19 protein-coding genes and 1 pseudogene are annotated in these 23579 nt (G+C 60.3%); 5 read left to right on the top strand and 15 right to left on the bottom strand.

All coding sequences use genetic code 11. From position 1 onward, the window contains the following. Positions 1–81 precede the first annotated feature (81 nt). From BLU25_RS10965 to dksA, 13 genes are all read right to left on the bottom strand, one after another. The gene (locus BLU25_RS10965; RefSeq protein ID WP_016783430.1) at positions 82–2994 is read right to left on the bottom strand and encodes a DUF748 domain-containing protein; all 2913 of its coding nucleotides are present in this window, start codon (positions 2992–2994) and stop codon (positions 82–84) included. A gap of 87 nt (positions 2995–3081) precedes the next feature. Then, entirely contained in the window at positions 3082–4095 is a 1014-nt protein-coding gene (locus BLU25_RS10960; RefSeq protein WP_016783429.1) for a class I SAM-dependent rRNA methyltransferase, read from the bottom strand. 73 nt (positions 4096–4168) lie between these two features. Then, positions 4169–5038, bottom strand: coding sequence for an oxygenase MpaB family protein (locus BLU25_RS10955; RefSeq protein ID WP_016783428.1), 870 nt, complete (start codon positions 5036–5038; stop codon positions 4169–4171). 52 nt (positions 5039–5090) lie between these two features. Then, positions 5091–6755 (bottom strand): glucose-6-phosphate isomerase, encoded by a 1665-nt coding sequence (pgi, locus tag BLU25_RS10950; protein ID WP_016783427.1) that lies wholly within the window; start codon positions 6753–6755, stop codon positions 5091–5093. 265 nt (positions 6756–7020) lie between these two features. Then, on the bottom strand, positions 7021–7881 hold the full coding sequence (panC, locus tag BLU25_RS10945; protein ID WP_016783426.1) for a pantoate--beta-alanine ligase: 861 nt from the start codon (positions 7879–7881) through the stop codon (positions 7021–7023). Next, entirely contained in the window at positions 7878–8678 is an 801-nt protein-coding gene (gene panB / locus BLU25_RS10940) for a 3-methyl-2-oxobutanoate hydroxymethyltransferase (protein WP_016783425.1), read from the bottom strand. The genes panC and panB overlap by 4 nt, the downstream gene beginning before the upstream one ends. 222 nt (positions 8679–8900) lie before the next feature. Beyond that, on the bottom strand, positions 8901–9383 hold the full coding sequence (gene folK / locus BLU25_RS10935) for a 2-amino-4-hydroxy-6-hydroxymethyldihydropteridine diphosphokinase (protein ID WP_016783424.1): 483 nt from the start codon (positions 9381–9383) through the stop codon (positions 8901–8903). A gap of 3 nt (positions 9384–9386) precedes the next feature. Continuing rightward, the gene (locus BLU25_RS10930) at positions 9387–10781 is read right to left on the bottom strand and encodes a polynucleotide adenylyltransferase PcnB (RefSeq protein ID WP_016783423.1); all 1395 of its coding nucleotides are present in this window, start codon (positions 10779–10781) and stop codon (positions 9387–9389) included. A gap of 727 nt (positions 10782–11508) precedes the next feature. Further along, complete coding sequence (locus tag BLU25_RS10925; RefSeq protein ID WP_016783422.1) at positions 11509–12942, bottom strand: sigma-54-dependent transcriptional regulator; 1434 nt, start codon at positions 12940–12942, stop codon at positions 11509–11511. 22 nt (positions 12943–12964) lie between these two features. After that, positions 12965–15919: a sensor histidine kinase gene (locus BLU25_RS10920; RefSeq protein WP_029611719.1), complete on the bottom strand. Its 2955-nt coding sequence runs from the start codon at positions 15917–15919 to the stop codon at positions 12965–12967. Beyond that, on the bottom strand, positions 15903–16151 hold the full coding sequence (locus BLU25_RS23415; protein ID WP_169716037.1) for an Asp23/Gls24 family envelope stress response protein: 249 nt from the start codon (positions 16149–16151) through the stop codon (positions 15903–15905). The genes BLU25_RS10920 and BLU25_RS23415 overlap by 17 nt, the downstream gene beginning before the upstream one ends. A gap of 6 nt (positions 16152–16157) precedes the next feature. Further along, positions 16158–17045 (bottom strand): tRNA glutamyl-Q(34) synthetase GluQRS, encoded by an 888-nt coding sequence (gene gluQRS, locus BLU25_RS10915; RefSeq protein WP_016783420.1) that lies wholly within the window; start codon positions 17043–17045, stop codon positions 16158–16160. Between the two features lie 169 nt (positions 17046–17214). Beyond that, entirely contained in the window at positions 17215–17655 is a 441-nt protein-coding gene (gene dksA / locus BLU25_RS10910) for an RNA polymerase-binding protein DksA (protein ID WP_016783419.1), read from the bottom strand. A 322-nt stretch (positions 17656–17977) separates the two neighbouring features. Here dksA and BLU25_RS10905 point away from each other — a divergent pair, with 322 nt between their 5' ends. Both BLU25_RS10905 and sfsA read left to right on the top strand, forming a co-directional pair. After that, positions 17978–19150, top strand: a complete 1173-nt coding sequence (locus BLU25_RS10905; RefSeq protein WP_016783418.1) for a pyridoxal phosphate-dependent aminotransferase — start codon at positions 17978–17980, stop codon at positions 19148–19150. Further along, on the top strand, positions 19150–19857 hold the full coding sequence (sfsA, locus tag BLU25_RS10900; RefSeq protein WP_016783417.1) for a DNA/RNA nuclease SfsA: 708 nt from the start codon (positions 19150–19152) through the stop codon (positions 19855–19857). The genes BLU25_RS10905 and sfsA overlap by 1 nt, the downstream gene beginning before the upstream one ends. On the opposite strand, the gene BLU25_RS10895 is transcribed toward sfsA, so the two are convergent. Continuing rightward, on the bottom strand, positions 19840–20178 hold the full coding sequence (locus tag BLU25_RS10895) for a Rieske (2Fe-2S) protein (protein WP_016783416.1): 339 nt from the start codon (positions 20176–20178) through the stop codon (positions 19840–19842). The two genes, sfsA and BLU25_RS10895, sit on opposite strands and share 18 nt — an antisense overlap. Before the next feature lie 177 nt (positions 20179–20355). Here BLU25_RS10895 and BLU25_RS10890 point away from each other — a divergent pair, with 177 nt between their 5' ends. From BLU25_RS10890 to BLU25_RS10880, 3 genes and pseudogenes are all read left to right on the top strand, one after another. Further along, entirely contained in the window at positions 20356–21231 is an 876-nt protein-coding gene (locus BLU25_RS10890; protein WP_016783415.1) for a heme/hemin ABC transporter substrate-binding protein, read from the top strand. A 50-nt stretch (positions 21232–21281) separates the two neighbouring features. Then, the gene (locus tag BLU25_RS10885) at positions 21282–22265 is read left to right on the top strand and encodes a FecCD family ABC transporter permease (protein ID WP_172832041.1); all 984 of its coding nucleotides are present in this window, start codon (positions 21282–21284) and stop codon (positions 22263–22265) included. Positions 22266–22312: 47 nt separating this feature from the next. Next, a pseudogene (locus BLU25_RS10880) lies at positions 22313–23032 on the top strand (heme ABC transporter ATP-binding protein); the annotation flags it as partial. Positions 23033–23265: 233 nt separating this feature from the next. Here BLU25_RS10880 and BLU25_RS10875 read toward each other — a convergent pair. After that, entirely contained in the window at positions 23266–23538 is a 273-nt protein-coding gene (locus BLU25_RS10875) for a TfoX/Sxy family protein (RefSeq protein WP_016783413.1), read from the bottom strand. Positions 23539–23579 lie beyond the last annotated feature (41 nt).

Genomic DNA, 23579 nt, shown 5'->3' with positions numbered 1-23579 from the left:
GTTTGTCGGGTTTACGACGACTACGTCGCCGAACGCAGCCTCGTTCCTTCGACAGCTGCTACAAAACAGCGACGTTCTGCATTACTCGCTATCCAGATGCAACGGCGAGATCACCCGGCCATCACTTTCGGCTTCACCCAGCGTGGCATCGATAAAGTACACGCGGTCATCCGCCAGCCCGCCTTTATCCACCAGGTAATCCTTGATGCTGCTGGCACGGTCTTGCCCCAGCTGACGCAACAGCACTTCGCTTTTGCTCCAGAAGTCGATCAGTGCCGCGGTCATTTTCGCAGCCCGCTCGTCACGGCTCAGGTCTTTCCATTCAGCAGGCGGCTGTTGTTTGAGGCGCGTGCGATAAATGCCCTCTAGCAGCGGGCCTTTTTCGCTCTCCGGTACGGTAAGCAGGCCGGCCTTGGCCGGAACCTTCTCACCGCGACGCTGAAGGATCTTGTAGTAGGTGTACTGGAACTCGCGCTCAAGTCGATCCTTGGCGATAAGGGGGCCGTCACTGCTCTGCGCCGCTGTGCCTTCAATCTCCAGACGCAAGGCCGGGCGCTCTTTCAGGGCCTGGGCCAGGGTGGTCAGGGCTTTTTGCGCCTCAGGGCTCAGCTCGCTCGATCCTGGCGCGAATGACACGGTGCCCAGGTCTTCGCCACCACCGTTGATCAGCCCGCCAATGAACTTGAAGGGCGCCTGGGCGGCGCGCAACACCAGGTTGCGCACGGTCTGCCAGATAATCGGCATGACGCTGAATTGCGGGTTGTTGAGGTCGCCGCTGATGGGCAGCTCGATGGAGATCTTGCCGTCGGTGTCCTTGAGCAAGGCAATTGCCAGCTTTATCGGCAGGTCCACGGCGTCCGGGCTGTCGACCTTTTCCCCCAGTTGCAGTTGTTCGACCACCAGTTTGTTCTCGGCCTTGAGCTGGCCATTGGTGATCAGGTAGTGCAGGTCGAGATTGAGACGGCCCTTGCGGATACGGTAGCCGGCGAACTTGCCGGAGTAGGGGGTCAAGGTGGTCAGTTCGACGCGCTTGAAGCTGGTGGCGATATCCAGGCTGGCCATCGGGTCAAACGGGTTGACGCTACCCTTGATGGTCACCGGTGCATAACGGTCGACCTTGCCTGCGATATTCACCGGGGCAGGTTTGGGGTTGCGGCTGTCAATGGTGCCGATCAGACCGTTGAGCTGTTGAACCGCCGTCTGGAAGTTGGGTGTCAGGCTGAAGTCGGCAAAGTTGGCCGAACCATCGTTGATCGCAATCGCGCCGATATGAATGCCCAGCGGTTTTTCCTTGCTGGCCGTGCTTTTGGCCGCGGTGGTGCCGGCGGGTTGCGGGATCAGCAGGTCATCGATATTGGTGGTGCGGTCATCGTTGATCATGAAACGCACATAAGGCTTTTCGAGATTGACCCTGGCAAGCGACAGGCTATCGCCGTGCTGGTACTTGACGTCCTCCAGCACAAGTTTTTGCCATTTGAGGAAGTCGCGGTTTTTCAGGGTGTCCAGTGTGTGCAGTTGGTCGACCTGGGCGCGGCCTGCCACGCTAAAGGCCAGGGGCTCGGTGCTTTTGAGGTCGACCGCCAGATCGCTGCCGAGCATGCCGCTGCGCAGCTCAAGGCGGATAAACGGGTCGATATAGGCCTGGGCGATACGCAGGTCGATATCTTTGGTGGTGACTTTGAGCCGGGCGCTGACCGGGCTCAGGTTGACGTCGCCGCTGGCGGTGAGTTTGCCCTGCTTGCCCACGCCGGTGTCGAGGTTGAGGGTAAAAGGCGAGCGGTTGAGGCTGTCGAAGTTTTTCAGCTTCACGTTGAGCGGGCCGACATCCAGCGCCACCGGGGTTTTCGGCTCCTTGTCGGCGAGGTGGACGCGATAGTCGCGCAAGTCGACATCCTTGAGCAGCACGGCCCAGGGTTTGCTCGGCGCCACGGGAGCGGGTTTCGGTGCTTCGACGGTCACCACTTCTGCGGTCTTGGCAGGTGTTTTTTCGGGCTGGCTGGCAAACAGTTTTTGCCAGTCAAGCTGGCCGTCTTTTTCCCGGGCGGCCCAGGTTTCGAGGTTCTGGCTGTTGATCTTGCCGACTACCACTTCCTGTTTGGCCAGGTCGACGCTGGTGTCGCTGACCTCCAGGCGCTCCAGACGGACCAGCGGGCGGCCATCGGGGGCATTGATTTTGAGCGGTGCGATGCTGGCCGTGGCATTGCTCAGGACCATCTCGGTTTCTTTGGACAGGTTCAGGGTGTAGTCGGTGCTGAAATTCAGTACGCCGTCTTCAAGTGCCAGTGGCAGCGCATCGCGCACATAGGGCCACCAGACTTTCATCTTGCCATCGGTGACTTTCAGTTTGCCGGTCGAGGTAATGGGCACCAGGCTCAGGGTGCCGGTCCAGTCAATCCGCCCGCCTGCGGGGCCTGCAGCCACCAGGGTCATGTCGGCGTTGTCATCGGGCAGGGTGCTGAGGTTTTTCAGCTCCAGGTCCATCGAGTCATAGAGGAATTCGATAGGTTCGCTGGGGCGCATATCGGTGAAGTGCAGGTAACCGCCCGCCAGCTTGATGTTGTCGATGCGCAGCGGGAACGGTTTGCTCTCGGGGTCGGCCGGGACGGGCTCACTGGCGGGCAGCTTGAACAGCTGGGTCAGGTTGAGGGTACCGTCCTTGTTGAACAGCAGTTCGGTCTTGGGCTTGTCCAGCTCTACGGCGGCCAGGTGCAGGGCTTTTGTCCACAGGCTGTCGGCTTGCAGATTGGTGTACAGCCGCTCGAAGCCGACCTGCTCCTTGCCCGGCTCGCCCACGCGCAAGCCCCACAATGTCAGCTCCAGGCTGAAGGGGTTGAACTCCAGCCGGTCGAGTTTGGCAGGCACCGTGGCGTAGTTGGCCAGTTGCTGGTTGATGATGCGCAGGCCAATGCCGGGCAAGATCAGGAAGCCAAGCACGCTATAAAGTGCGATAGCAATCAGCACGGCGCCGAGGGCGCGGATCAATCCTTTGAGCATGTGGGACGTCGTCTATAGCAGTCGGAAGTGCCTTGGAGTATGGCACGCGATTCTGGTTCCGAGACGCTCGCCGTACTCAGGGCGTATTTAAAATTGAAGGATCAGGGTTTTCAGCGGTGGCTGCTGATCCAGTGACGGAAAATCACTGGCCGGGGTCATGACCTGCCAGTCGCGGACCGGGCGCCCGGCCTTCTCGGCGCAACGCAAAACCTGTTCGCGCCAGTCGTCCATGCTGACTTTCGCCAGGTTGTTGCAGCAGATCAGCACACCGTCCGGTGCGGTGGCCAGCACGGCGGGTTTGAGCAGGCTTTGATAGTCGCGCAGCAGGTCGACGGTACCGAAGGCGCTCTTGGCCCAGGCCGGCGGATCAAGCAGCACCAGGTCGTATTCACGCTGTTCAAGCCGCGGGTAGGCAGGCAGCTTGTGGCGGCGCTGAATGATCGGCAAGCCGGCCAACTGGCGGATGGCCGCGAAGTAGTCGGACTGTACGAATTTCATCTTCGCCAGTTCAGGGTTGAGCAAACCGTTCTCACGACCAACCGCCAGATTGCCTTCGGCGAAATCGAGGTTGCACACCTCGCTCGCGCCGCCTGCAGCAGCACTCAGGCCCACGCCGCAGGTGTAGGAGAACAGGTTGAGCACGCTTTTGCCGGCACTGTGTTGCTTGACCCAGCCACGGGCGTTGCGCAAATCCAGGAACAGCAACGGGTCTTGCCCGGCATGGCGCCCGCGCACCCGGTAGTTAAGGCCCCACTCGTGACCCACGGTATCGGCCAGGGCGGCATCGTCGGCACGGTACACGGTGTCTTCGCGGTCGATACGCGAGTTGCCCTGGGAGCGGTCGTTGTAGACCAGCAGCAGGTCGAGGCCCAGGTGGCGATTGATGGCTGCGTGCAGCTGCAACAGGTCATCGCGCTCAAGGCGTTGATGAAAGCTCTGCACCAGCAGTTGCGGGCCGTAACGGTCGATGGTCAGGCCGCCGGCGCCTTCCTGGCTGCCGTGGAACAGGCGATAGCAGTCGGTGCCCTGGGTGTGCAGCTCGGCCAGCAGGTCATGACGGTTATCGAGGGCGGCGCGCAGCGCCTGATTCAAGGAAGACATGCGATGCGCCTTGGGGGATGGATAAGGCGCGGCAGTTTAACAGATGCGCGAGCGCGATGGCTGCGACACGGTTTCAGCCAAGCCCCATACGCCGCCGCGCCCGCTGCACCGAGCCATTGCGCACGGCCCAGCGCAATATCGGCGCGGTACTGTTTACCCCGGCACGTATCAGCTTGCGCATCTGCGGGCGTTGATGCAGCCCCAGCTGATCGCTGGCCCAGTCCGGGAGCAGGTCAATCCCGGCCTGCATCATCAGCGCGCCAAACGGTTTGGCCAACAGGCTGGGGGCGGGGGCGTTGAGCAGCAGGCGGATCACTTCATGGCTGCGCTCGTCGCACAACAATTGCGGGCGTATGCCTTCGAGGTAATCGGCAATCTGCTGACGCGAGCGCGGCACATGGGTCGCACCCAGGCGCTCAGCGATCAGGGCGATTTCGTCGTAGTAACGATCCTGATCGGCTTCGGACAAATGCGGGTTACGGTAGCGCAGGTGAGCGGCGAGGAAGTTGCTGACTTCGGCCACATGCACCCAGGTCAGCAACTCGGGGTCGCTGGCGGCATAGGGGCGGCCATCGAGGCCGGTGCCGGTGACTTGCAGATGGATGGTGCGCACCTTGTCGATCAGCCAGTTGGCATCGCCGGTGGCGCCGAAGGTGGTACCTGATATGAACTGCCCGGTGCGGCGTAGCCGACCCAGCATGTCTTCGCGAAAATTGGAGTGGTCCCACACCCCGGCCAGGGCCAGCGGGTGCAAGGCTTGCAACATCAAGGCGCTGATGCCGCCAATCAGCATGCTGGTGAAATCACCGTGTACCTGCCAACTGATGGAATCGGGGCCGAACAGGCCGGGGTCGCCCTTGGGGTTTTCGAGGTCGAGCTTGCCAAGGGAAAGCCCGGTCAGGCTCATGATCTGGCGTTCGATGGGGCGGCGGATAAATTCCATGATGCCTTTCTCGATGGTGCCAGCCAGTCGGTGAAGACTGGCTGGCTATCAATCAACCGCGATGACGGCCGCGGAAGTAGTTGATCAGACCTTGGGTCGATGCATCGTCGGCAGGCTCTTCCTGGATACCGGTCAGGCGGTTGTATACGCCCTTGCCCAGCTCCTTGCCCAGCTCAACACCCCATTGGTCGAAGGCGTTGATGCCCCAGATCACGCTTTGTACAAAGACCTTGTGCTCGTACAGCGCAACCAGTGCTCCCAGGCGGCGCGGGCTGATGCGTTCAACCACCAGGGTGTTGCTCGGGCGGTTACCCGGGATCACCTTGTGCGGTGCCAGTTTTTGCACCTCTTCTTCGCTCATGCCTTTGTCACGCAATTCAGCTTCGGCTTCTGCGCGGGTTTTACCCAGCATCAGCGCCTGGCTTTGCGACAGACAGTTGGCATACAGCCATTGATGGTGGTCGGACACCGGGTTGAAGCTGACAATCGGCACGATAAAGTCGGCCGGGATCAGTTGGGTGCCCTGGTGCAGCAATTGGTGATACGCATGCTGACCGTTGCAGCCCACGCCGCCCCAGATCACCGGGCCAGTATCGGTTGATACCGGAGTGCCATCCTGGCGCACGCTCTTGCCGTTGGATTCCATGTCCAGCTGTTGCAAGTGCTTGGTGATGTTGCGCAGGTAGTGGTCGTACGGCAGGATCGCGTGGCTTTGCGCGCCCCAGAAGTTGCCATACCACACGCCCAGCGCGGCCATCAGCACCGGCATGTTCTGTTCGAACGGCGCGGTCTGGAAATGCTGGTCCATGCTGTAGGCACCGGACAACAGTTCCTTGAAGTTGGACATGCCGATGGCCAGGGCAATTGGCAAGCCAATGGCCGACCACAGCGAGTAACGCCCGCCAACCCAGTCCCACATCGGGAAGATGTTTTCTTCACGAATGCCGAATGCCACGGCTGCCGCGTTGTTGCTCGATACGGCGATGAAGTGGCGGTGCAGCTCTGCTTCCGAGCCGCCCTGAGCTAGGTACCAGGCGCGTGCCGCTTGGGCATTCTTCAGGGTTTCGAGGGTATTGAAGGATTTCGACGACACGATAAACAGCGTGGTTTCGGCACGCAGCTTGGCGGTCAGTTCATGGAACTCACTGCCGTCGATGTTCGCCAGGTAATGGCAGCGCACGCCTTTTTGCGCGTAGGACAGCAACGCTTCAGAAACCAGCTCCGGGCCGAGGAACGAGCCGCCGATGCCGATATTGACGATGTCGGTGATCGGTTTTTCGGTGTAACCGCGCCACAGGCCATCGTGAATCCGGCCGACCAGCTCGGTCATCTGGTTCAGGACTTTATGCACCTCGGGCATGATGTTCACGCCGTTGACCGACAGTTTGTCGGCCACCGGGCGACGCAGCGCGGTGTGCAGGGCCGGGCGACCCTCGGAGGCGTTGACGATTTCGCCGCCGAACAGCGACTTGATCGCGCCTTTGAGGTCGACCTCATTGGCGAGGTTGACCAGCAAGTCGCGGGTTTCGTTGGTGATCAGGTTTTTCGAGTAGTCCAGAAACAGCCCGCAGCTACTCAGGGTGAATTCTTCAAAACGTTTCGGGTTGCTGTTGAACGCATCGCGCATGCTGAAGTTCTGCATGCCGGCGCGGTGAAGTTTCAACGCCTGCCAGGCGGGCAGGGCGGTAACGTCGTGAGGGGTGCGGTAGTACGCCATCGCTGCGGATATCCTTTTTGCTTGAACTGCCTTTGGACACTGAAAACACCTACGCCTGTTTTTTCTTGTTCAGGCGTTCGGTCGGTCTGATTCTGCACGTTAACTGGAAGCAGGGCGATTACAGTAACCTTCGCGCCTGCTTCTGTCTTGGCTTTGTCTGACACCGAGAAGTAACTTTTGTCACAGTTAAGTCACAATAGGTGAAACGTTTCAGTGTTTCTTTATGGAGTGCGGGTCATTCCGCGGTTCCGCACAGGCGACTCTGTCAGAGCGCGCTGTCGAGATTCAGATGTACGTTGTCGATCAAACGGGTGGCGCCCAGGAAGGCCGCCACCAGAATCACGATGTCGCGATCGGTGGCTTGTGCCGGGAGCAGGGTTTGCCCCTGGCGTACTTCCAGGTAGTCCGGGCGAAAGCCGAGGGCTTCGATTTGCGCCAGATGCTGGCGCACCAGGGCCGGGTAATCGCGCTCACCGGCTTCGATGGCGCAGGCCATTTCGCTCAGGTGGCGATACAGGGCGGGTGCCAGGGCACGCTGCTCATCGCTCAGGTAACCATTGCGCGAGGACAGGGCCAGGCCATCTTCAGCACGCACGGTGGGTTCGCTGATGATCTGGATCGGGAAGTTGAGATCGTTGACCATTGCACGAATGACTGCCAGCTGTTGGTAGTCTTTTTGCCCGAAGATCGCCAGATCCGGCTGAACCATATTGAACAGCTTGCTGACCACAGTGGTCACGCCATCAAAATGCCCGGGGCGACGGCTGCCGCACAGTTCATTGCTCAGTTGGGCTGCGGTCACCCGGGTCAGGCCATCCATGCCGTTGGGGTACATCTCTTCAACGGTGGGGGCGAACAGCAAGTCGCAGCCTGCCTGCAGAAGTCTTTCCTGATCGGCAGCGAGGGTGCGCGGGTAGGTATCGAGGTCTTCGTTGGCGCCAAACTGCAGCGGGTTGACGAAAATGCTCGCCACCACAAAATCGGCTTGTTGTGCGGCGGTGGTCACCAGTGCGGCGTGACCGCTGTGCAGGTTGCCCATGGTTGGCACCAGCGCGATCTGTTTGCCTTCGCGGCGGGCGCGGGCGATGACGGCGCGCAGTTCGCGAACGGTTTTAACTGTGTTCATGCAGAGAATCCGTGTTCGGTAGCAGGAAAGCTGACGGCTTTGACTTCGCTGACGTACGCGCGCAGGGCGGACTGGATGTCGGGCTGGCCGGTCATGAAGTTTTTCACGAACTTGGGCACGCGGCCAGTCAGCGAAAGGCCCAGCATATCGTGCAGTACCAGGACCTGGCCGTCGGTGTCGCTGCCGGCGCCAATGCCGATGACCGGGATCTTGACCGCGTGGGTAATCTCTTTGGCCAGTTCGCTCGGCACGCATTCCAGCAGCAGCATGGCGGCGCCTGCCTGCTCCAGGGCAATGGCATCGGCGCGCATCTGGCGGGCCTGGTTTTCGTTGCGCCCTTGTACCTTGTAACCACCCAGCACATTCACGGTCTGCGGGGTCAGGCCCATGTGCGCACACACGGGGATGCCGCGTTCGGTCATGGCCCGGATCGACTCGGCCAGCCACACGGCGCCTTCGACCTTGACCATATGCGCACCGGCCTTCATCAGCACGGCGCTGTTGTTCAGGCTTTGTTCCAGGGTGGCGTTGGCCATGAAGGCCATGTCCGCGAGGATCAGGGCGTCCTGGTTACCGCGTTTGACGCAGGCCACATGGTAGGCCATGTCGGCGGTCGTCACAGGCAGTGTGCTGTCATGCCCTTGTAGAACCATGCCCAGGGAGTCGCCCACCAGTAGCACTTCAACACCGGCCTGATTGCAGGCGTGGGCGAAGGTGGCGTCGTAGCACGTCAGCATGGTGATTTTTTCACCTTTTTGCTTAAGGCTTTGCAGGGTGGTCAGGGTAATAGCTGGCATGAAAAGGATCCTCGTCAGGCAGTGTGGTAGGCACTGCGAGTCACGCGCGTGATTCATCGTTATGAGCAGGCACACCTTTATAGAGGGCGCTTATAAAGCCTGCTTTTCACTTTGCACCATCCTGTGGATGGCAGCGGGATGCCTATAGTCGTGACGAGGGCACTGGAAGTCAATTCCGGGTGTTACCGTGAAGGTGTTACCCGGGTATTGATTCGTTTCAGCTCAGCAAGCGATGCGCTCAAGGCCGATGAAGGGGCAGTCGTTCAGCAATTGCGCGAGCGTGCGGCCATCGGCGAGTTCCAGCGATGCTGGCGCCAGTTCGGCCAGCGGGTAGAGCACAAAAGGGCGAGCGTGCATGTGGTAATGCGGGACCTTGAGGCGGGGTTCGTCAATCAGGCGATCGCCGAACAGCAGGATGTCCAGGTCCAGCGTGCGCGGGCCCCAGCGTTCGTGGCGTTCGCGGCCCTGATCCAGCTCGATGGCTTGCAGCGCGTCGAGCAAGTCCAGCGGTGCGAGGCTGCTGTCGATGGCTGCCACGGCATTGGTGTAGCGCGGTTGCCCTGGCAGCAGCGAGTCGCTTTGGTAGAACGCTGAAACCCCGACGAATCGGCAGCCAGGCAATTGCGCAAGCGCCTGGACTGCACTGCGCAACTGATCGGCCGGGTCAGCCAGGTTGCTGCCCATGCCAATGTAGACACGTTCCATCGCTTACTCGTCCGCTGCCGCACTGCGCTTGCGTTTGGCACCGCCGGTGCGGCGACGTTTGCGCGGTGCCGGGCCGCTGCCGTCATCCTTGGCGTTGCTCAGGTCGCGAATCATCTCGCGGCGACCGCTGTCATTGGCGTCCTGATAGTCGGTCCACCATTCGCCCAGGCCGTTGGTCTGCTCGCCGGCGCTTTCACGCAACAGCAGGAAGTCGTAGCCAGCACGGAAGCGCGGGTTGTCGAGCAGCATGTCGGCGCGTTTGCCACTGCGGCGCGGCAGGCGTTCCTGCATGTCCCAGATCTCGCGGATCGGCATGGTGAAACGCTTGGGAATAGCAATGCGCTGGCATTGTTCGGCGATCAGTTCATGGGCGGCTTCCTGCATGGCAGGAATCGGCGGCATGCCTTGATCTTGCAGGCGCAATACACGGGCAGGCAGCGCGGGCCACAACAGGGCGGCAAACAGGAAGGCCGGGGTTACCGGTTTGCCCTGTTTGATGCGCAGATCAGTGTTGCGCAAGGCTTCGCTGATCAGGGTGTGGGTGTAGGTCGGGTTGTGCTCCAGTGCTTCGGCGCTGGCCGGGAACAGCGGATCGAACAACTCGAGGTCAACCAGCATTTCGAAGGTGTCAGAAGCGTTACCCGAGAGGAACAGCTTGAGGACTTCTTCAAATAGCCGGGCTGACGGGATTTCGCGCAGCATTGGCGCCAGTTCGCGGATCGGCTCGGCGGTGTGCTTTTCGATGCCAAAGTTGAGTTTGGCGGCAAAGCGCACGGCGCGCAGCATGCGTACCGGGTCTTCCTGGTAGCGCTGTTGCGGGTCGCCGATCAGGCGCAGCAAGCGGTTGCGGATATCGTGTACGCCATTGGCGTAATCGAGGATGCGCTCGCTGACCGGGTCGTAGTACAGGGCATTGATCGTGAAGTCACGACGCTGGGCGTCTTCTTCAAGGGTGCCGTAGACGTTATCGCGCAGGATACGCCCGCTTTCGTTACGCGAGGACTGGTTGCTGTCTTCCTCTTCGTCGTTTTGCGGGTGATTGGCACGGAAGGTCGCAACTTCAATGATTTCGCGGCCAAAGTGGATATGCACCAACTTGAAACGACGACCGATGATTCGCGCATTGCGAAATTCGGCGCGCACTTGCTCGGGCGTGGCGCTGGTGGCGACGTCAAAGTCTTTTGGCGTGATATTGAGCAGCATGTCGCGTACGCAACCGCCGACCAGATAGGCCTGGTAACCGGCGTTCTGCAGGCGTTCGACGATATTGACCGCGTAGCGGCTGAACTGGGCACGTTGCAGCGAGTGTTGGCTGCTGTTGAGCACTTCAGGGGTGCTGCGCAGTTGTTGCGTACGACGCTTGGGAGAACGGAATGACTGGAACAGCTTCTTCAGCATGGGATGCACTGTTTGAAGGAATGTTCGGCCAAAACGAAGAATGACCGCATGATGGGCGGGGATTCTAGCATTTAGTCAGGGGATGGTGTAGGACAGTGAGCCGCTCTTGCGAGCGAAGCTGCAAGCGGCAAGCTGAAAAAGCGCCAAGAGGTGCGAGCTAGACAGGAATTGTTAAATCGCAGAAACCACAAGGGGAGCCGAAGCTCCCCCAGAATTAGTTGCGTGCTCTATTTTTATTATTGGTTGCGGGCTTTTTGTTTTTGTTAATCGCCCTGGTTGCATAGGTCTTGCCTGTACAACCCTCCCAATCGGGAGATAAGAGCAAACGGATTGCTTTGGTCGCTGTGTTGATGTGATCAATGATCCAACCAGTTCAGGCTCTGCTTTAAGTGCAGTTTTTGTTGTTCTCTGCCTGGTCGTGGGGCTAGCCCCATTTACAACGCCTCTCCAAAACAATCAGTTAGCTGCGCCTCCGCCGTGTTGTTCTTGTTATGCGTGAGCCGATACGTCTTATTTTTATTGTGTGCTGCTGTGATTCTTATTGTTCTTGTACGAATACATATTGCAGGGTGCGTGCCAACTTTTGCGCGGCCCCGCAAAACATGGGGTTTTCAGGGTTTTTACCTTTTCCGGGGCAAAAAAAAGCCGGGTCATCGTTACCGTAAGACCCGGCTTTTGTTACGTCTTTTAACGCAGGTAACAGTTTTTTCACAAAACTGTGTGTTACCTAGCCTTCGCTCGGCACGCCGGTTTTGCGTCGCGGAATGCCCAGGCGCTGGCGCCGTTCCCACAGGCATTTGCGGCTGACCCCCAGTTTGCGGGCCAGTTCGGTCTCGGTCATGTGGTCCTGATGCTCAAGTACGAAGTGCTGGAAGTAGTCTTCCAGTGACAGGTCCTCGGTAGGGTCCAGGCTGGTGTTACCGTTGCCGATACCCTGCTGCGGGGCCAGGCCGATAAAGTCATCGTCTTGCAGGTCGCTCAGTTCAATGTCGATACCCAGCAGTTCTGCCGAGATTTCCGGGCTTTCGCACAGGATCACCGCACGCTCGACCGCGTTTTCCAGCTCGCGCACGTTACCCGGCCATGAGTAATGGCTGATCGCACGTTCGGCATCGGGGGCGAACTTGAGGTCGGTACGGCCGATGCGGGCACTCTGGCGGGCAAGGAAGGCGTTGGCGATTTCATTGACGTCGGCGCCACGCTCGCGCAAGGCCGGCAGCTTGAGGGCAATAACGTGCAGGCGGTAGTACAAGTCCTCACGGAACTGGCCCACTTTGGCCAGGCTCTTGAGGTCACGGTGAGTCGCGGCAATCAGGCGTACATCGACCTTTTGCGACTGCACCGAGCCTACGCGACGAATCTCGCCTTCCTGCAGCACGCGCAGCAGGCGGGCCTGGGCTTCAAGGGGCAGTTCGCCGATTTCATCAAGGAACAGCGTGCCGCCATCGGCAGCCTCGACCAGGCCGGCCCGGCCCGCGCTGGCGCCGGTAAACGCGCCTTTTTCGTGGCCGAACAGTTCGGACTCGATCAGGGACTCGGGGATGGCCGCGCAGTTGACCGAAATCATGGGGGCCTTGGCCCGTCGCGACAGGTTGTGCAGGGCGCGGGCCACCAGCTCTTTACCGGTGCCGGACTCACCCTGGATCAGCACATTGGAGTCGGTAGGCGCCACCTTGCGGATCTTGCTGTACATATCCAGCATCGGTGGGCAGGAGCCGATGATGCCGATTTCACCGTTGCTGTTGTCCACCGTGTTCTTGTCGGCGCTGCCAGCCTTGACCGGGCGTTCGACCGGGGCGCTCTGGGCGTTTTGCCGATCGCGCAGGATGCGCGCCACCGCTTGCAGCATCTCGTCGTGGTCAAAGGGCTTGGCGATGTAGTCCACCGCGCCCATTTTCATCGAGTCCACGGCCGAGCGCAGGCTGGCATAGCTGGTCATGATCAGCACCGGCTTGCCCTGGCCCAGCTTGATCAGCTCGGTACCCGGTGCGCCCGGCAAGCGCAGGTCACTGACGATCAGGTCAAACGAGGGGATGCTGAAACGCTCCTGTGCTTCTTGCACCGAGCCAGCCTCGCTGACCTGGTACTGATTGCGCTCCAGTAAACGGCGTAGTGCGGAGCGGATGATGGTTTCATCTTCGACGATCAAAATATGCGGCATTGATTCGGTTCTCTCGACGGTCTCAGTTCACAGCGGACGTCGCTTCGACATGACGCGGTAGTGTCACCCGGATACGGGTTCCGCGTTGGCTGTGAATGTCAGCCGGGCTGTCGATGGTGATTTGTCCATAATGCTCTTCAACGATGGAATAGACCAGTGCAAGGCCCAGACCGGTGCCTTCGCCAGGGTCCTTGGTGGTGAAAAACGGTTCGAACAAGCGGTCCATGATGCTCTTTGGAATACCTGTGCCTTCGTCTTCGACAATAAGGTCGACGGTGTGCTCGTTGGCCTCGCTCTTGACCCGCACGGCACTGCCCGCAGGCGACGCATCACGCGCGTTGGACAGCAGGTTGATGAGCACCTGGGCGAGCCGCTGCGGGTCGCCGTCGACCCAATGGTCCGGGTCGCAGAGGTTGTAGAACTGCACTTCGAAATTGCGCCGGTTCAGGGCCAGCAGGCCAATGGCATCCTGGGCCACTTCGGCCAGACACACGGGCTCGTCATTGTGCTGGTGGCTGCCGGCATGGGCGAAGCTCATCAAGGACTGGACGATGCGCGAGATGCGCTTGGTCTGTTCAAGGATCTGGCTGCTGATTTCTGTCAGTTCGCCGTCGTTTTCCCGTTCTTCGCGCAGGTTTTGCGCCAGGCAGGCAATCCCGGTGACCGGGTTGCCGATTTCATGGGCCACGCCTGCCGCCAGTCGACCGATGCTGGCCAGACGCTCGGAGTGCACCAGTTTGTCTTCGAGCATCTGGGTTTCGGTCAGGTCTTCAACCAGCAGTACCAGGCCGCTGTTGCCCGGCGCCAGTGGCTCGTCAATCGCCGCCTTGTGCAGGTTGAGCCAGCGGGTCTGGCCGTCGAGGGCCAGGTGCTGCTTGTGCAAATGTTCGTCGGGCAGGTCGATAAAGCCTTGCAGCAGTTCGCGCCAGGGATCGCCCAGGGTGCTCAGGCGTGAGCCCACCACGCGCTGGGCCGGGATGCCGGTCAACTCTTCCATGGCCTTGTTCCACATCAGGATCTCTTGATCCTTGGCCAGCGAACACACGCCCATCGGCAACTCTTGAAGGGTCTGGCGGTGATAACGACGCAAGGCATCCAGTTCGGCTGCCAGCCCGGTGAGGCGCGAGTGGTAGTCCTCAAGCCGGCTTTCAATAAAGTGAATGTCTTCGGTCACATAGTTTTCGCCGCCGGACTTGTAGGGCAAAAACGTTTCGACCATGTCCTGTGCGACGCTGGGGCCCATCAAGCCGGAAAGGTTGGCTTCGATCCGGTCTCGCAGACGGCGCAAGGCGTAAGGGCGACGCTCATCGAACGGCAGGAACAGGTCACGCAGCGCTTGCTCGACTTCTTTTTGCGCGGCCTTGGCCCCCAGGGGCTTGGCCAGCTGGGTGGCGAACTCCTGCGGGGACGCCGCGTGCAACTCACGCCGCTGCGGACGGCGCACGTTGTCCACCGCGCAGGCTTCGGCGGCACTGGCCTCTTCGGGGCTGGCGTTGGTGAACAGGGAAATCAGGGTGAACATCAGCACGTTGGCCGCCAGCGAGGCGATGGCTGCCATGTGCCAGCTGGTATCGTCCAGCACATAGATCATGTTCAGCCACGGGATATAGAACCCCTGGAAGTTGCCGATCAGCGGGAACAGCATGCTCGCCATCCATACCGTGATGCCTGCCAGCAAGCCGGCAATAAAGCCGCGGCGGTTGGCAGTCGGCCAGTACAGCACCGAGAGCACGCCCGGCAAAAACTGCAAGGTGGCAACAAAGGCCACGATACCGAGGTTGGCCAGATCCTGCTCGGCGCCCAGCAGCAGGTAGAAGCCGTAGCCGGCCATGATGATGGCAACGATCAGGGCGCGGCGCGTCCACTTCAGCCAGCGGTAGATATTGCCTTCGGCGGGTGGCTGATAAAGCGGCAGTACCAGGTGGTTGAGGGCCATGCCCGACAGCGCCAGGGTGGTGACGATAATCAGCCCGCTGGAGGCCGATAGCCCGCCCACATAGGCCAGTAGCGCCAGGGGTTTGCTGTTGGCGGCAATGCCGATGCCGAGGGTGAAGTACTCGGGGTTGGTGGTGGCGCCCAGCTTGAGGCCGGCCCACAGGATCAGCGGCACGGCCAGGCTCATCAGCAGCAGGAACAGCGGCAGGCCCCAGCTGGCGCTGACCAGCCCGCGCGGGTTGAGGTTCTCGGTAAAGGTCATGTGATACATGTGCGGCATCACGATGGCCGAGGCAAAAAACACCAGCAGCAGGGTGCGCCACGGCCCTTCTTGCAAAGGCGTATGCAGCGCGGCGAGGGCGGTCTGGTTTTGCAGCAGCCAGACTTCCAGCTGTTGCGGGCCATCGAACACACCATAAAGCGCGTAGAGGCCCACGCCGCCAATGGCGATCAGCTTGATTACCGACTCAAAGGCAATGGCGAACACCAGCCCTTCATGTTTCTCCCGGGTGGCGATATGCCGCGAACCGAAGAAGATCGTGAACAGGGTGATCAGTGCACAGAAACTCAGGGCCACGCGGTGTTGCACGGGTTCGCGGGTGAGGATGCTGATGGAGTCCGCAACGGCCTGGATTTGCAGGGCCAGCAGCGGTAGCACACCGATCAGCATGAAAATCGTGGTCAGCGCACCGGCCCAGGTGCTGCGAAAGCGGAAGGCGAACAGGTCAGCCAGTGACGACAGCTGATAAGTACGGGTGATTTTCAGAATGGGATAGAGCAGCACCGGTGCCAGCAGAAACGCCCCGGAAACCCCCAGGTAACTGGATAAAAAACCGTAGCCGTATTCGTAGGCCAGGCCCACGGTGCCGTAGAACGCCCAGGCACTGGCGTAGACGCCCAACGACAGGGTGTAAGTCAGCGGGTGGCGAATGATTGCGCGCGGGATCATGCCGCGTTCACTGATCCAGGCCACACCAAACAGCACCAGCAGGTAGGCGGCGCTGATCAGGATCATCTGGGTCAGGCTAAAGCTCATCGGCATCTTTTTGGCTCTGCAGAATAAAGGTCACGACGATCAGAATCAGCCAGAGCAGATAGGGCCTGTACCAGGCGCCTGTCGCATCGATCCACCAATCCATGATGGCGGGAGAAAACAGGTAGATCCCGACAACCAGCAACAGGACCAATCGATAGATATACATCCCGCCCTCACTTTTACAGGCCGCATGCCCAAAAACGTGCGGCGATGGTAACGGATGGCTGGCAACCTGCAAGGGCTGTCAGCGTAATTGCGCCTCGGCAAGGGTGAGTGTGCGTGGGATATTGGCTGCGTTCCAGTGGGCAATGCCCCAATCCAGAACCTCACGCGGGGTAGCGTCGCTCAGGCTTTCGTCAGTGCGCTGACCCAAGGTGCGCAGGGCGCGCAGCAGCAGCGGGGTGGCCTGCTCCGGGGTCAGGGGGGGTGAACGATAGGATTTGCCCAGTTTGTGGCCATCAGGCTGCACGATCAGCGGCACATGCAGGTAGCGTGGTTGTGACAAGCCCAGCAGCTCTTGCAGGTACAACTGGCGTGGCGTGGAATCGAGCAGGTCGGCGCCGCGCACGATATCGGTCACCCCTTGGGCGGCATCGTCGAGCACCACGGCCAGTTGGTAGGCATACAGGCCGTCACGGCGGCGAATCACGAAATCGCCGACATCCCGCCCCAGGTGCTGACGGAACTCGCCCTGCACCCGGTCGGTGAAGGCATATTCCAGTTCGGGTACGCGAATGCGGATGGCGGCGTTATCCATCGAGTGCCCGGCGTTGCGGCAAAAGCCCGGGTAAATGCCGTTGTAGCCTTCCAGCTGTTTGCGCGAGCAGGTGCAGGCGTACGCCAGGCCCATGCTGAACAGGCGGTTGAGTACTTCCGCGTAGGCTTCGTAGCGTTCGCTTTGACGGACCAATTCGCCGTCCCATTCAAAGCCATAGCGTTCAAGGGCATCCAGGATCGCGGCCTGGGCACCGGGCATTTCCCGCGGCGGGTCGAGGTCTTCCATGCGCAGCAGCCAGCGACCACCCACGGATCGGGCATCGAGATAGGACGCGAGGGCGGCGACCAGCGAGCCAAAGTGCAGGTGGCCACTGGGCGTTGGGGCGAAGCGCCCGATGTAGGAGGGTGCAGTCATGGACGTGGGCCGATTTTTTGTGGGAGCGGGCTTGCTCGCGATGGGGCAACCCGGTTTTGAACCATTGGCGCGGTAATGCTATCGCGAGCAAGCCCGCTCCCACGCAGGGCACTGAAATTTCAGAAACAAAAATGGGGCGTTCGCACGCCCCATCTGGTCAAGCCGGCGATTACTTGCCGACTTGTTTTTCCTTGATTTCAGCCAAGGTCTTGCAGTCTACGCACATGTCGGCAGTAGGACGGGCTTCGAGTCGACGGATACCGATTTCGACGCCGCAGGATTCGCACCAGCCGTATTCTTCGTCTTCGATCAGTTGCAGGGTCTTGTCGATTTTCTTGATCAGCTTGCGCTCGCGATCGCGGGCGCGCAGTTCCAGGCTGAATTCTTCTTCCTGGCTCGCGCGGTCGGATGGGTCAGGAAAGTTTGCCGCTTCGTCTTTCATATGATCAACGGTGCGGTCGACTTCCTGCATCAAGTCCTGTTTCCACTTTTGCAGAATCTTGGTGAAGTGCTTGCGCATGGGCTCGCCCATGTACTCTTCACCCTTCTTTTCAACGTAGGGTTCGAAGCCGCTAAGTTGAGTATTCTGTTGCTTTGCTTGTGTGGGCATGAAATGGACCGCCTCTCATTCTTCTAATCCATTGCGCAGGATTGCAACATCACCGACACCTGCCGGCCCTGCGGCTGCAAGCGGGCGAACTTACCAGATCAAATCGGGCTGCGCTACTCCCGCATGTCTAGCCCGTTCTCAGGGTGTGTGTGCAGAGCCTGTGGTGCTTGAGATTAGTGGCTAATTAATAATTTTAGTCGAGCTATGACTAAAGGCCGGGTTGTTTGGTTCTATTGGCAAGCGGGCTAAGACCGTAATTAGCTCTCCCTTATAGCACTGCTTGGGTAGAATCAGCCTTTTGCTTACCCAGGAAGGCAGGCTCATGGCTCAGTCTTACAGTGCGCGCAGCCGCGCAATCGAACCGTTCCACGTGATGGCGTTGTTGGCGCGAGCCAACGAGTTGCAGGCTGCGGGGCACGATGTGATTCACCTGGAAATCGGCGAGCCGGACTTCACCACGGCCGAGCCGATCATTGCTGCTGGCCAGGCTGCGTTGGCCGCCGGCAAAACCCGGTATACCGCTGCCCGCGGCCTGCCGGAACTGCGCGAAGCGATCTCCGGTTTTTATCAGCAGCGTTATGGCTTGGATATTGATCCTGGGCGAATTCTTATCACCCCCGGCGGTTCTGGAGCCTTGTTACTGGCCTCCAGCCTACTGGTCGATCCGGGTAAGCATTGGTTACTAGCGGATCCGGGCTACCCATGTAATCGACATTTCTTACGTCTGGTGGAGGGGGCCGCTCAGTTGGTGCCCGTTGGTCCGGATGTGCGCTATCAACTGACGGCCGAACTGGTTGAGCGTTGCTGGAATCAAGACAGCGTAGGGGCACTGGTTGCGTCCCCGGCCAACCCGACCGGCACCACGCTGAGCCGTGACGAACTGGCGGCGTTGTCGGCAGCAGTCAAGGCCCGCAACGGGCACCTGGTGGTGGATGAGATCTACCACGGCCTGACTTACGGCTGCGATGCCGCGAGTGTGCTGGAAGTGGATGACAGCGCGTTTGTGCTTAACAGTTTTTCCAAGTATTTCGGCATGACCGGCTGGCGCCTGGGCTGGCTGGTGGCGCCGCCTGAGGCCGTGGCCGACCTGGAGAAACTCGCCCAGAACCTCTATATCAGCGCGCCCAGCATGGCCCAGTACGCTGCACTGGCCTGCTTCGAACCGCAGACCCTGGCCATCCTGGAAGAGCGTCGGGCCGAGTTCGGGCGTCGTCGTGATTATTTGTTACCGGCTTTGCGCGAGCTTGGTTTTGGCATTGCGGTAGAGCCCGAAGGTGCGTTTTACCTGTATGCCGATATCAGCGCGTTTGGCGGTGATGCCTTTGCGTTTTGCCAGCATTTTCTCGAAACCGAGCACATAGCCTTTACGCCGGGTCTGGATTTTGGCCGTTACCAGTCCGGGCATCATGTGCGCTTTGCCTACACCCAAAGTCTGCCGCGCCTGCAGGAAGCTGTTGAGCGGATTGCGCGTGGCCTCAAGAGCTGGAAGGGCTGATGCGTTTTTCACCTGAGCTGGAAGAAGGGCGGCTGATCAAGCGCTACAAGCGTTTTTTGGCGGATATCGAAACCAGTACCGGCGAGTTGATCACCATTCATTGCCCGAACACCGGCTCCATGCTCAATTGTATGGTCGAGGGCGGTCAGGTCTGGTTCAGTCGCTCCAATGACCCCAAGCGCAAGTTGCCGGGCACTTGGGAAATCAGCCAGACCCCGCAAGGGCGGTTGGCGTGCGTGAACACCGGGCGTGCCAATCACTTGATCGAAGAGGCGCTGCTGGCCGGGGTGATCAGCGAGCTGAGCGGCTTCACCGCGCTCAAGCGCGAGGTGCCTTACGGGCAGGAAAAAAGCCGCATCGATTTTCGCCTGGAGTACCCGCAGGGCTTTGCCTATGTCGAGGTCAAAAGTGTCACCCTGGGGTTTGACGGCTCGGCTGTTGCCGCATTCCCGGATGCCGTGACCCAGCGTGGCGCCAAGCATCTGCGGGAACTGGCGACCCTGGCGCGGCAAGGCGTGCGTGCCGTGCAGTTGTATTGCGTCAACCTGACGGGGATCGAGGCGGTGCGCCCGGCTGAAGAAATCGACCCGGGCTATGCTGCTGCACTGCGCGAAGCCGTGGCCGCCGGGGTGCAGGTGCTGGCTTATGGGGTCAGCCTGACCTCTGATGCGGTAGTGGTTGATCGCCGTTTAGACGTCATCCTCTGACGTTGGTGGTGTAATCCATATCCCTTGGCTGTCTTCATGACAGTCGAGGGCTGTCAGAAATTGCCCGGCGCAAGGCCCGGCCACGCATTCGCCGCTTTCGATCAGAAACAGTGCGGCGTGGGTCGAACACTGGATCAGGCTGGCGCTGGCGTCGAGAAACTGGTCGGGTTGCCATTCCAGAGCCACCCCGCGATGGGGGCAGCGGTTTTGGTAGGCATACACCCGGCCCTCACGGCGAACCACCAGCAAGCGCAGCTTATCGAGTGCAAAGCCACGACTGGCGCCTTCGCCCAGCGCCTGGGAGGGGCATAAAAACTTCATGGCGATCCTTAATAACAGCCAAACGGTTATGGAGATGTGGCGTTGTAGAGCGGGTTAATAGGTTGACGTGCAAATGCAAACAATTATCAAATGGCAGCTTGCTCTGCGATGTGCTGTGTTCAGCGCGGCACAATTGTTTGGTCCCATTGAGCCCTCTTTTTCAAGGAAAGCCTCTGTATGCGCCTGAGTACCCGCCTGATTACGTTCTGTGCAGGCCTTATGATCAGTCATGCCAGCCTGGCTGGCGAATTGCCGCAACGCTGGGTCAGCGCCGGAGGAGCGCTTTCGGAGTGGGTCAGCGTATTGGGTGCGGAGTCTAAATTGGTTGGGGTCGATACCACCAGCCAGCACCCTGAATCACTCAAGTCGCTGCCCAGCATCGGCTATCAGCGCCAGCTTTCGGCAGAAGGTGTGCTGAGCCTGAAACCGGATGTGCTGATCGGCACTGAAGAAATGGGTCCGGCTGCGGTTTTGTTGCAAATCCGCGGTGCCGGTGTGCCGGTAGAGATGTTTTCGGCCCAGGCAGACCTTGCCAGCCTTGAGGGCAACTTGCAGCATTTGGGCCGCCTGCTCGGGGACGAGGCCCAGGCCGCACAGGTGTTCAAAAACTACCAGCAACAACTCGACCAGCATCAACAGCAGGTCAAGGCCGCGCAAGCCACGCAACAGGCGCCCGGGGTGTTGCTGCTGCTGGGCCATGCCGGTGGTAAGCCGATGATTGCGGGCAAGGACACGGCGGCCGACTGGCTGCTGACCCAGGCGGGTGGGCACAACCTGGCCACCCACAGCGGTTACAAGCCGTTTTCGGTGGAAGCACTGGCGGGGCTCAATCCTGAAGTGCTGGTATTTGCCGATCGTAGCCTGACCGGTGAGGCGGCGCGCAAGGCGCTGCTGAAAGAAAACCCGGTGCTGGCGTCTATTCGCGCCGCTAAAAATGGGCGTATATACGAAGTCGACCCGACGCTGCTGGTGGGTGGCCTGGGGCCGCGTTTGCCCGAGCGCCTGAAGCAGCTGACGGCTGAGTTCTATCCCGCGGCCCCGGCCAGCCAATGAGAACGCTGGTTAAACCGCGGTCGTTGTTTATTGGCTTGAGCGCGTTGTGCCTGTTGTCGATCTGGCTGTCGCTGGCGCTGGGGCCGGTGAGCCTGCCGTTGTTTGATACCTTGCGCGCAGCACTGCGCCTGGTTGGGGTGCCGATTGCGGGTGAAGGCCTTGAGCAGGCCGAGTTGATCCTGGGGCAGATCCGCTTGCCGCGAACCCTGTTGGGCCTGGCGGTGGGGGGGGGGCTGGCGCTGTCGGGTGTGGCCATGCAGGGCTTGTTTCGCAACCCGCTGGCCGACCCCGGGTTGGTCGGCGTCTCCAGTGGCGCGGCCCTGGGCGCGGCAATTGCGATTGTTGGCGGGGCTGCTTTTGGCGGGTTGCCGGAGTTTTTTGGTCCGTACCTGCTGTCGCTGTGTGCGTTTCTTGGTGGCTTGGGGGTCACGGCGCTGGTGTATCGGCTGGGCCGGCGCAACGGCCAGACCAATGTGGCCGTCATGCTGCTTGCGGGCATCGCGCTGACAGCCTTGGCTGGTTCTGCTGTGGGTTTGTTTACCTATCTCGCCGATGACGCGACCTTGCGCACCCTGACGTTCTGGAACCTGGGCAGCCTCAATGGCGCCAGCTATGCACGCTTGTGGCCACTGTTGATTGTGACGGCGGGGGTCGCCCTGTGGCTACCCCGGCGGGCGAAAGCGCTCAATGCGTTGTTGCTGGGCGAGTCCGAAGCCAGTCATCTGGGTATCGATGTTGAAGGCCTGAAGCGCGAACTGGTGTTCTGCACGGCCCTGGGTGTGGGGGCTGCGGTGGCAGCGGCAGGCATGATCGGTTTTATCGGGTTGGTGGTGCCGCATCTGGTGCGGTTGCTGGCCGGGCCTGATCACCGGGTGCTGTTGCCTGCCTCGGTACTGGCGGGGGCGACCTTGCTGCTGTTTGCCGACTTGATCGCTCGCCTGGCGCTGGCGCCAGCCGAACTGCCCATCGGGATTGTTACCGCGTTTCTCGGTGCGCCTTTCTTCCTTTATTTGCTGATGCGAGGCCGCCACTGATGCTGCGTACGGAAAACCTGCAGATCCGTCGCGATCAGAAAATCGTGCTGGCGGATGTCACCCTTGATGTACGGCCGGGGGAAGTCCTGGGCGTGCTCGGCCCCAATGGCGCGGGCAAAAGCACCCTGCTGGCGGCACTGTGCGGGGAGCTGGCGCCAACGGGCGGGCAGGTCTGGCTGGATGAGCAGGCTTTGGGCCACTGGAAGGGCGCGCAGCGGGCGCAGCGCCTGGCTGTACTGCCGCAAACCTCGACCCTGGATTTTGCCTTTCGTGTTGAAGAGGTGGTGGGCATGGGCCGACTGCCTCATCAGACCGGTCGTACCCGTGACGCAGAAATCATCCACGAGGCATTGCAGGCCGCCGATGTTGAGCATCTTGCCGGGCGCAGCTACCTGGCGTTATCGGGTGGCGAGCGTCAGCGGGTGCATCTGGCCCGGGTGCTGGCGCAATTATGGCCGGGGCAAAACGGCCAGACCCTGCTGCTCGATGAACCCACTTCGATGCTTGACCCCTTGCATCAGCACACCACGCTCAAGGCCATTCGGGCGTTTGCTGATCGCGGCGCCGCGGTGCTGATCATCCTGCATGATCTGAACCTGGCGGCGCGATACTGTGATCGCCTGCTTTTGCTGGAACAGGGTCGCCCAAGGGCCCTGGGTTGCCCGCAGGCGGTCCTGCAGCCGGATGAGCTCAAGGCCGTGTTTGGTCTTGATGTATTGGTGCAGCCGCACCCCGAGCTGGGCTGCCCGATGGTGATTGCTCGCTGAGCAACAGTGCCGGTCGCCCGGCTGGCACTTTTCCACAGGCAAAAAAAGACCCGGCAAGAGCCGGGTCAAATAACCGTGATTAGCCTGATGAGGAGATTTTCTGAGAGTCCGAACCAAGGGCCTTTCAGAAGATCGACTGGTCTCGCGACCAGATGGCGTAATCATAACAATTCTCATTTCCATGTCAACAGCTGATTTTTACCGTTCATCGTGTTCGTTGCCAATTCGCCCTGTCAGGCTTTTTTCAATGCGGCCAGATGCTCGACTTGCTGGTTGAGCGCCTCTTTGCGCGCGGCAGGAATATCGTTCCAGTGAACATCCAGCAGGGCCCCTTCAATCGCATATAAAAGTACTTTGGAGGCTCTGAAACCGCGGGCCTTGACCGCCCTGTAAGCATCCACTGCGCCCAGGCGCCTCAAGTCCGCGGCACTGTGAATGCCAACGGCGTGCAGCCATTGCGCAGAGGTCTTGCCAAGGTTCTTCAAATGCTGGAGTTCATCGTTCATCAGCTCTCCTTGCGACGGCGTGAGCTCAGCGTTTACGGGGT

The sequence above is a fragment of the Pseudomonas fragi genome (genome assembly GCF_900105835.1).
Lineage (GTDB): Bacteria > Pseudomonadota > Gammaproteobacteria > Pseudomonadales > Pseudomonadaceae > Aquipseudomonas > Aquipseudomonas fragi.
Note: the sequence above shows the minus strand (reverse complement) of the source record. Positions and strands in the feature narration are given on the sequence as shown.

Excerpts from the sequence above, each read along its gene's own strand:
- BLU25_RS10965 (WP_016783430.1), bottom strand. The coding sequence starts at position 2,994 with ATGCTCAAAGGATTGATCCGCGCCCTCGGCGCCGTGCTGATTGCTATC.
- BLU25_RS10960 (WP_016783429.1), bottom strand. The coding sequence starts at position 4,095 with ATGTCTTCCTTGAATCAGGCGCTGCGCGCCGCCCTCGATAACCGTCAT.
- BLU25_RS10955 (WP_016783428.1), bottom strand. The coding sequence starts at position 5,038 with ATGGAATTTATCCGCCGCCCCATCGAACGCCAGATCATGAGCCTGACC.
- pgi (WP_016783427.1), bottom strand. The coding sequence starts at position 6,755 with ATGGCGTACTACCGCACCCCTCACGACGTTACCGCCCTGCCCGCCTGG.
- panC (WP_016783426.1), bottom strand. The coding sequence starts at position 7,881 with ATGAACACAGTTAAAACCGTTCGCGAACTGCGCGCCGTCATCGCCCGC.
- panB (WP_016783425.1), bottom strand. The coding sequence starts at position 8,678 with ATGCCAGCTATTACCCTGACCACCCTGCAAAGCCTTAAGCAAAAAGGT.
- folK (WP_016783424.1), bottom strand. The coding sequence starts at position 9,383 with ATGGAACGTGTCTACATTGGCATGGGCAGCAACCTGGCTGACCCGGCC.
- BLU25_RS10930 (WP_016783423.1), bottom strand. The coding sequence starts at position 10,781 with ATGCTGAAGAAGCTGTTCCAGTCATTCCGTTCTCCCAAGCGTCGTACG.
- BLU25_RS10925 (WP_016783422.1), bottom strand. The coding sequence starts at position 12,942 with ATGCCGCATATTTTGATCGTCGAAGATGAAACCATCATCCGCTCCGCA.
- BLU25_RS10920 (WP_029611719.1), bottom strand. The coding sequence starts at position 15,919 with ATGCCGATGAGCTTTAGCCTGACCCAGATGATCCTGATCAGCGCCGCC.
- gluQRS (WP_016783420.1), bottom strand. The coding sequence starts at position 17,045 with ATGACTGCACCCTCCTACATCGGGCGCTTCGCCCCAACGCCCAGTGGC.
- dksA (WP_016783419.1), bottom strand. The coding sequence starts at position 17,655 with ATGCCCACACAAGCAAAGCAACAGAATACTCAACTTAGCGGCTTCGAA.
- BLU25_RS10905 (WP_016783418.1), top strand. The coding sequence starts at position 17,978 with ATGGCTCAGTCTTACAGTGCGCGCAGCCGCGCAATCGAACCGTTCCAC.
- sfsA (WP_016783417.1), top strand. The coding sequence starts at position 19,150 with ATGCGTTTTTCACCTGAGCTGGAAGAAGGGCGGCTGATCAAGCGCTAC.
- BLU25_RS10895 (WP_016783416.1), bottom strand. The coding sequence starts at position 20,178 with ATGAAGTTTTTATGCCCCTCCCAGGCGCTGGGCGAAGGCGCCAGTCGT.
- BLU25_RS10890 (WP_016783415.1), top strand. The coding sequence starts at position 20,356 with ATGCGCCTGAGTACCCGCCTGATTACGTTCTGTGCAGGCCTTATGATC.
- BLU25_RS10875 (WP_016783413.1), bottom strand. The coding sequence starts at position 23,538 with ATGAACGATGAACTCCAGCATTTGAAGAACCTTGGCAAGACCTCTGCG.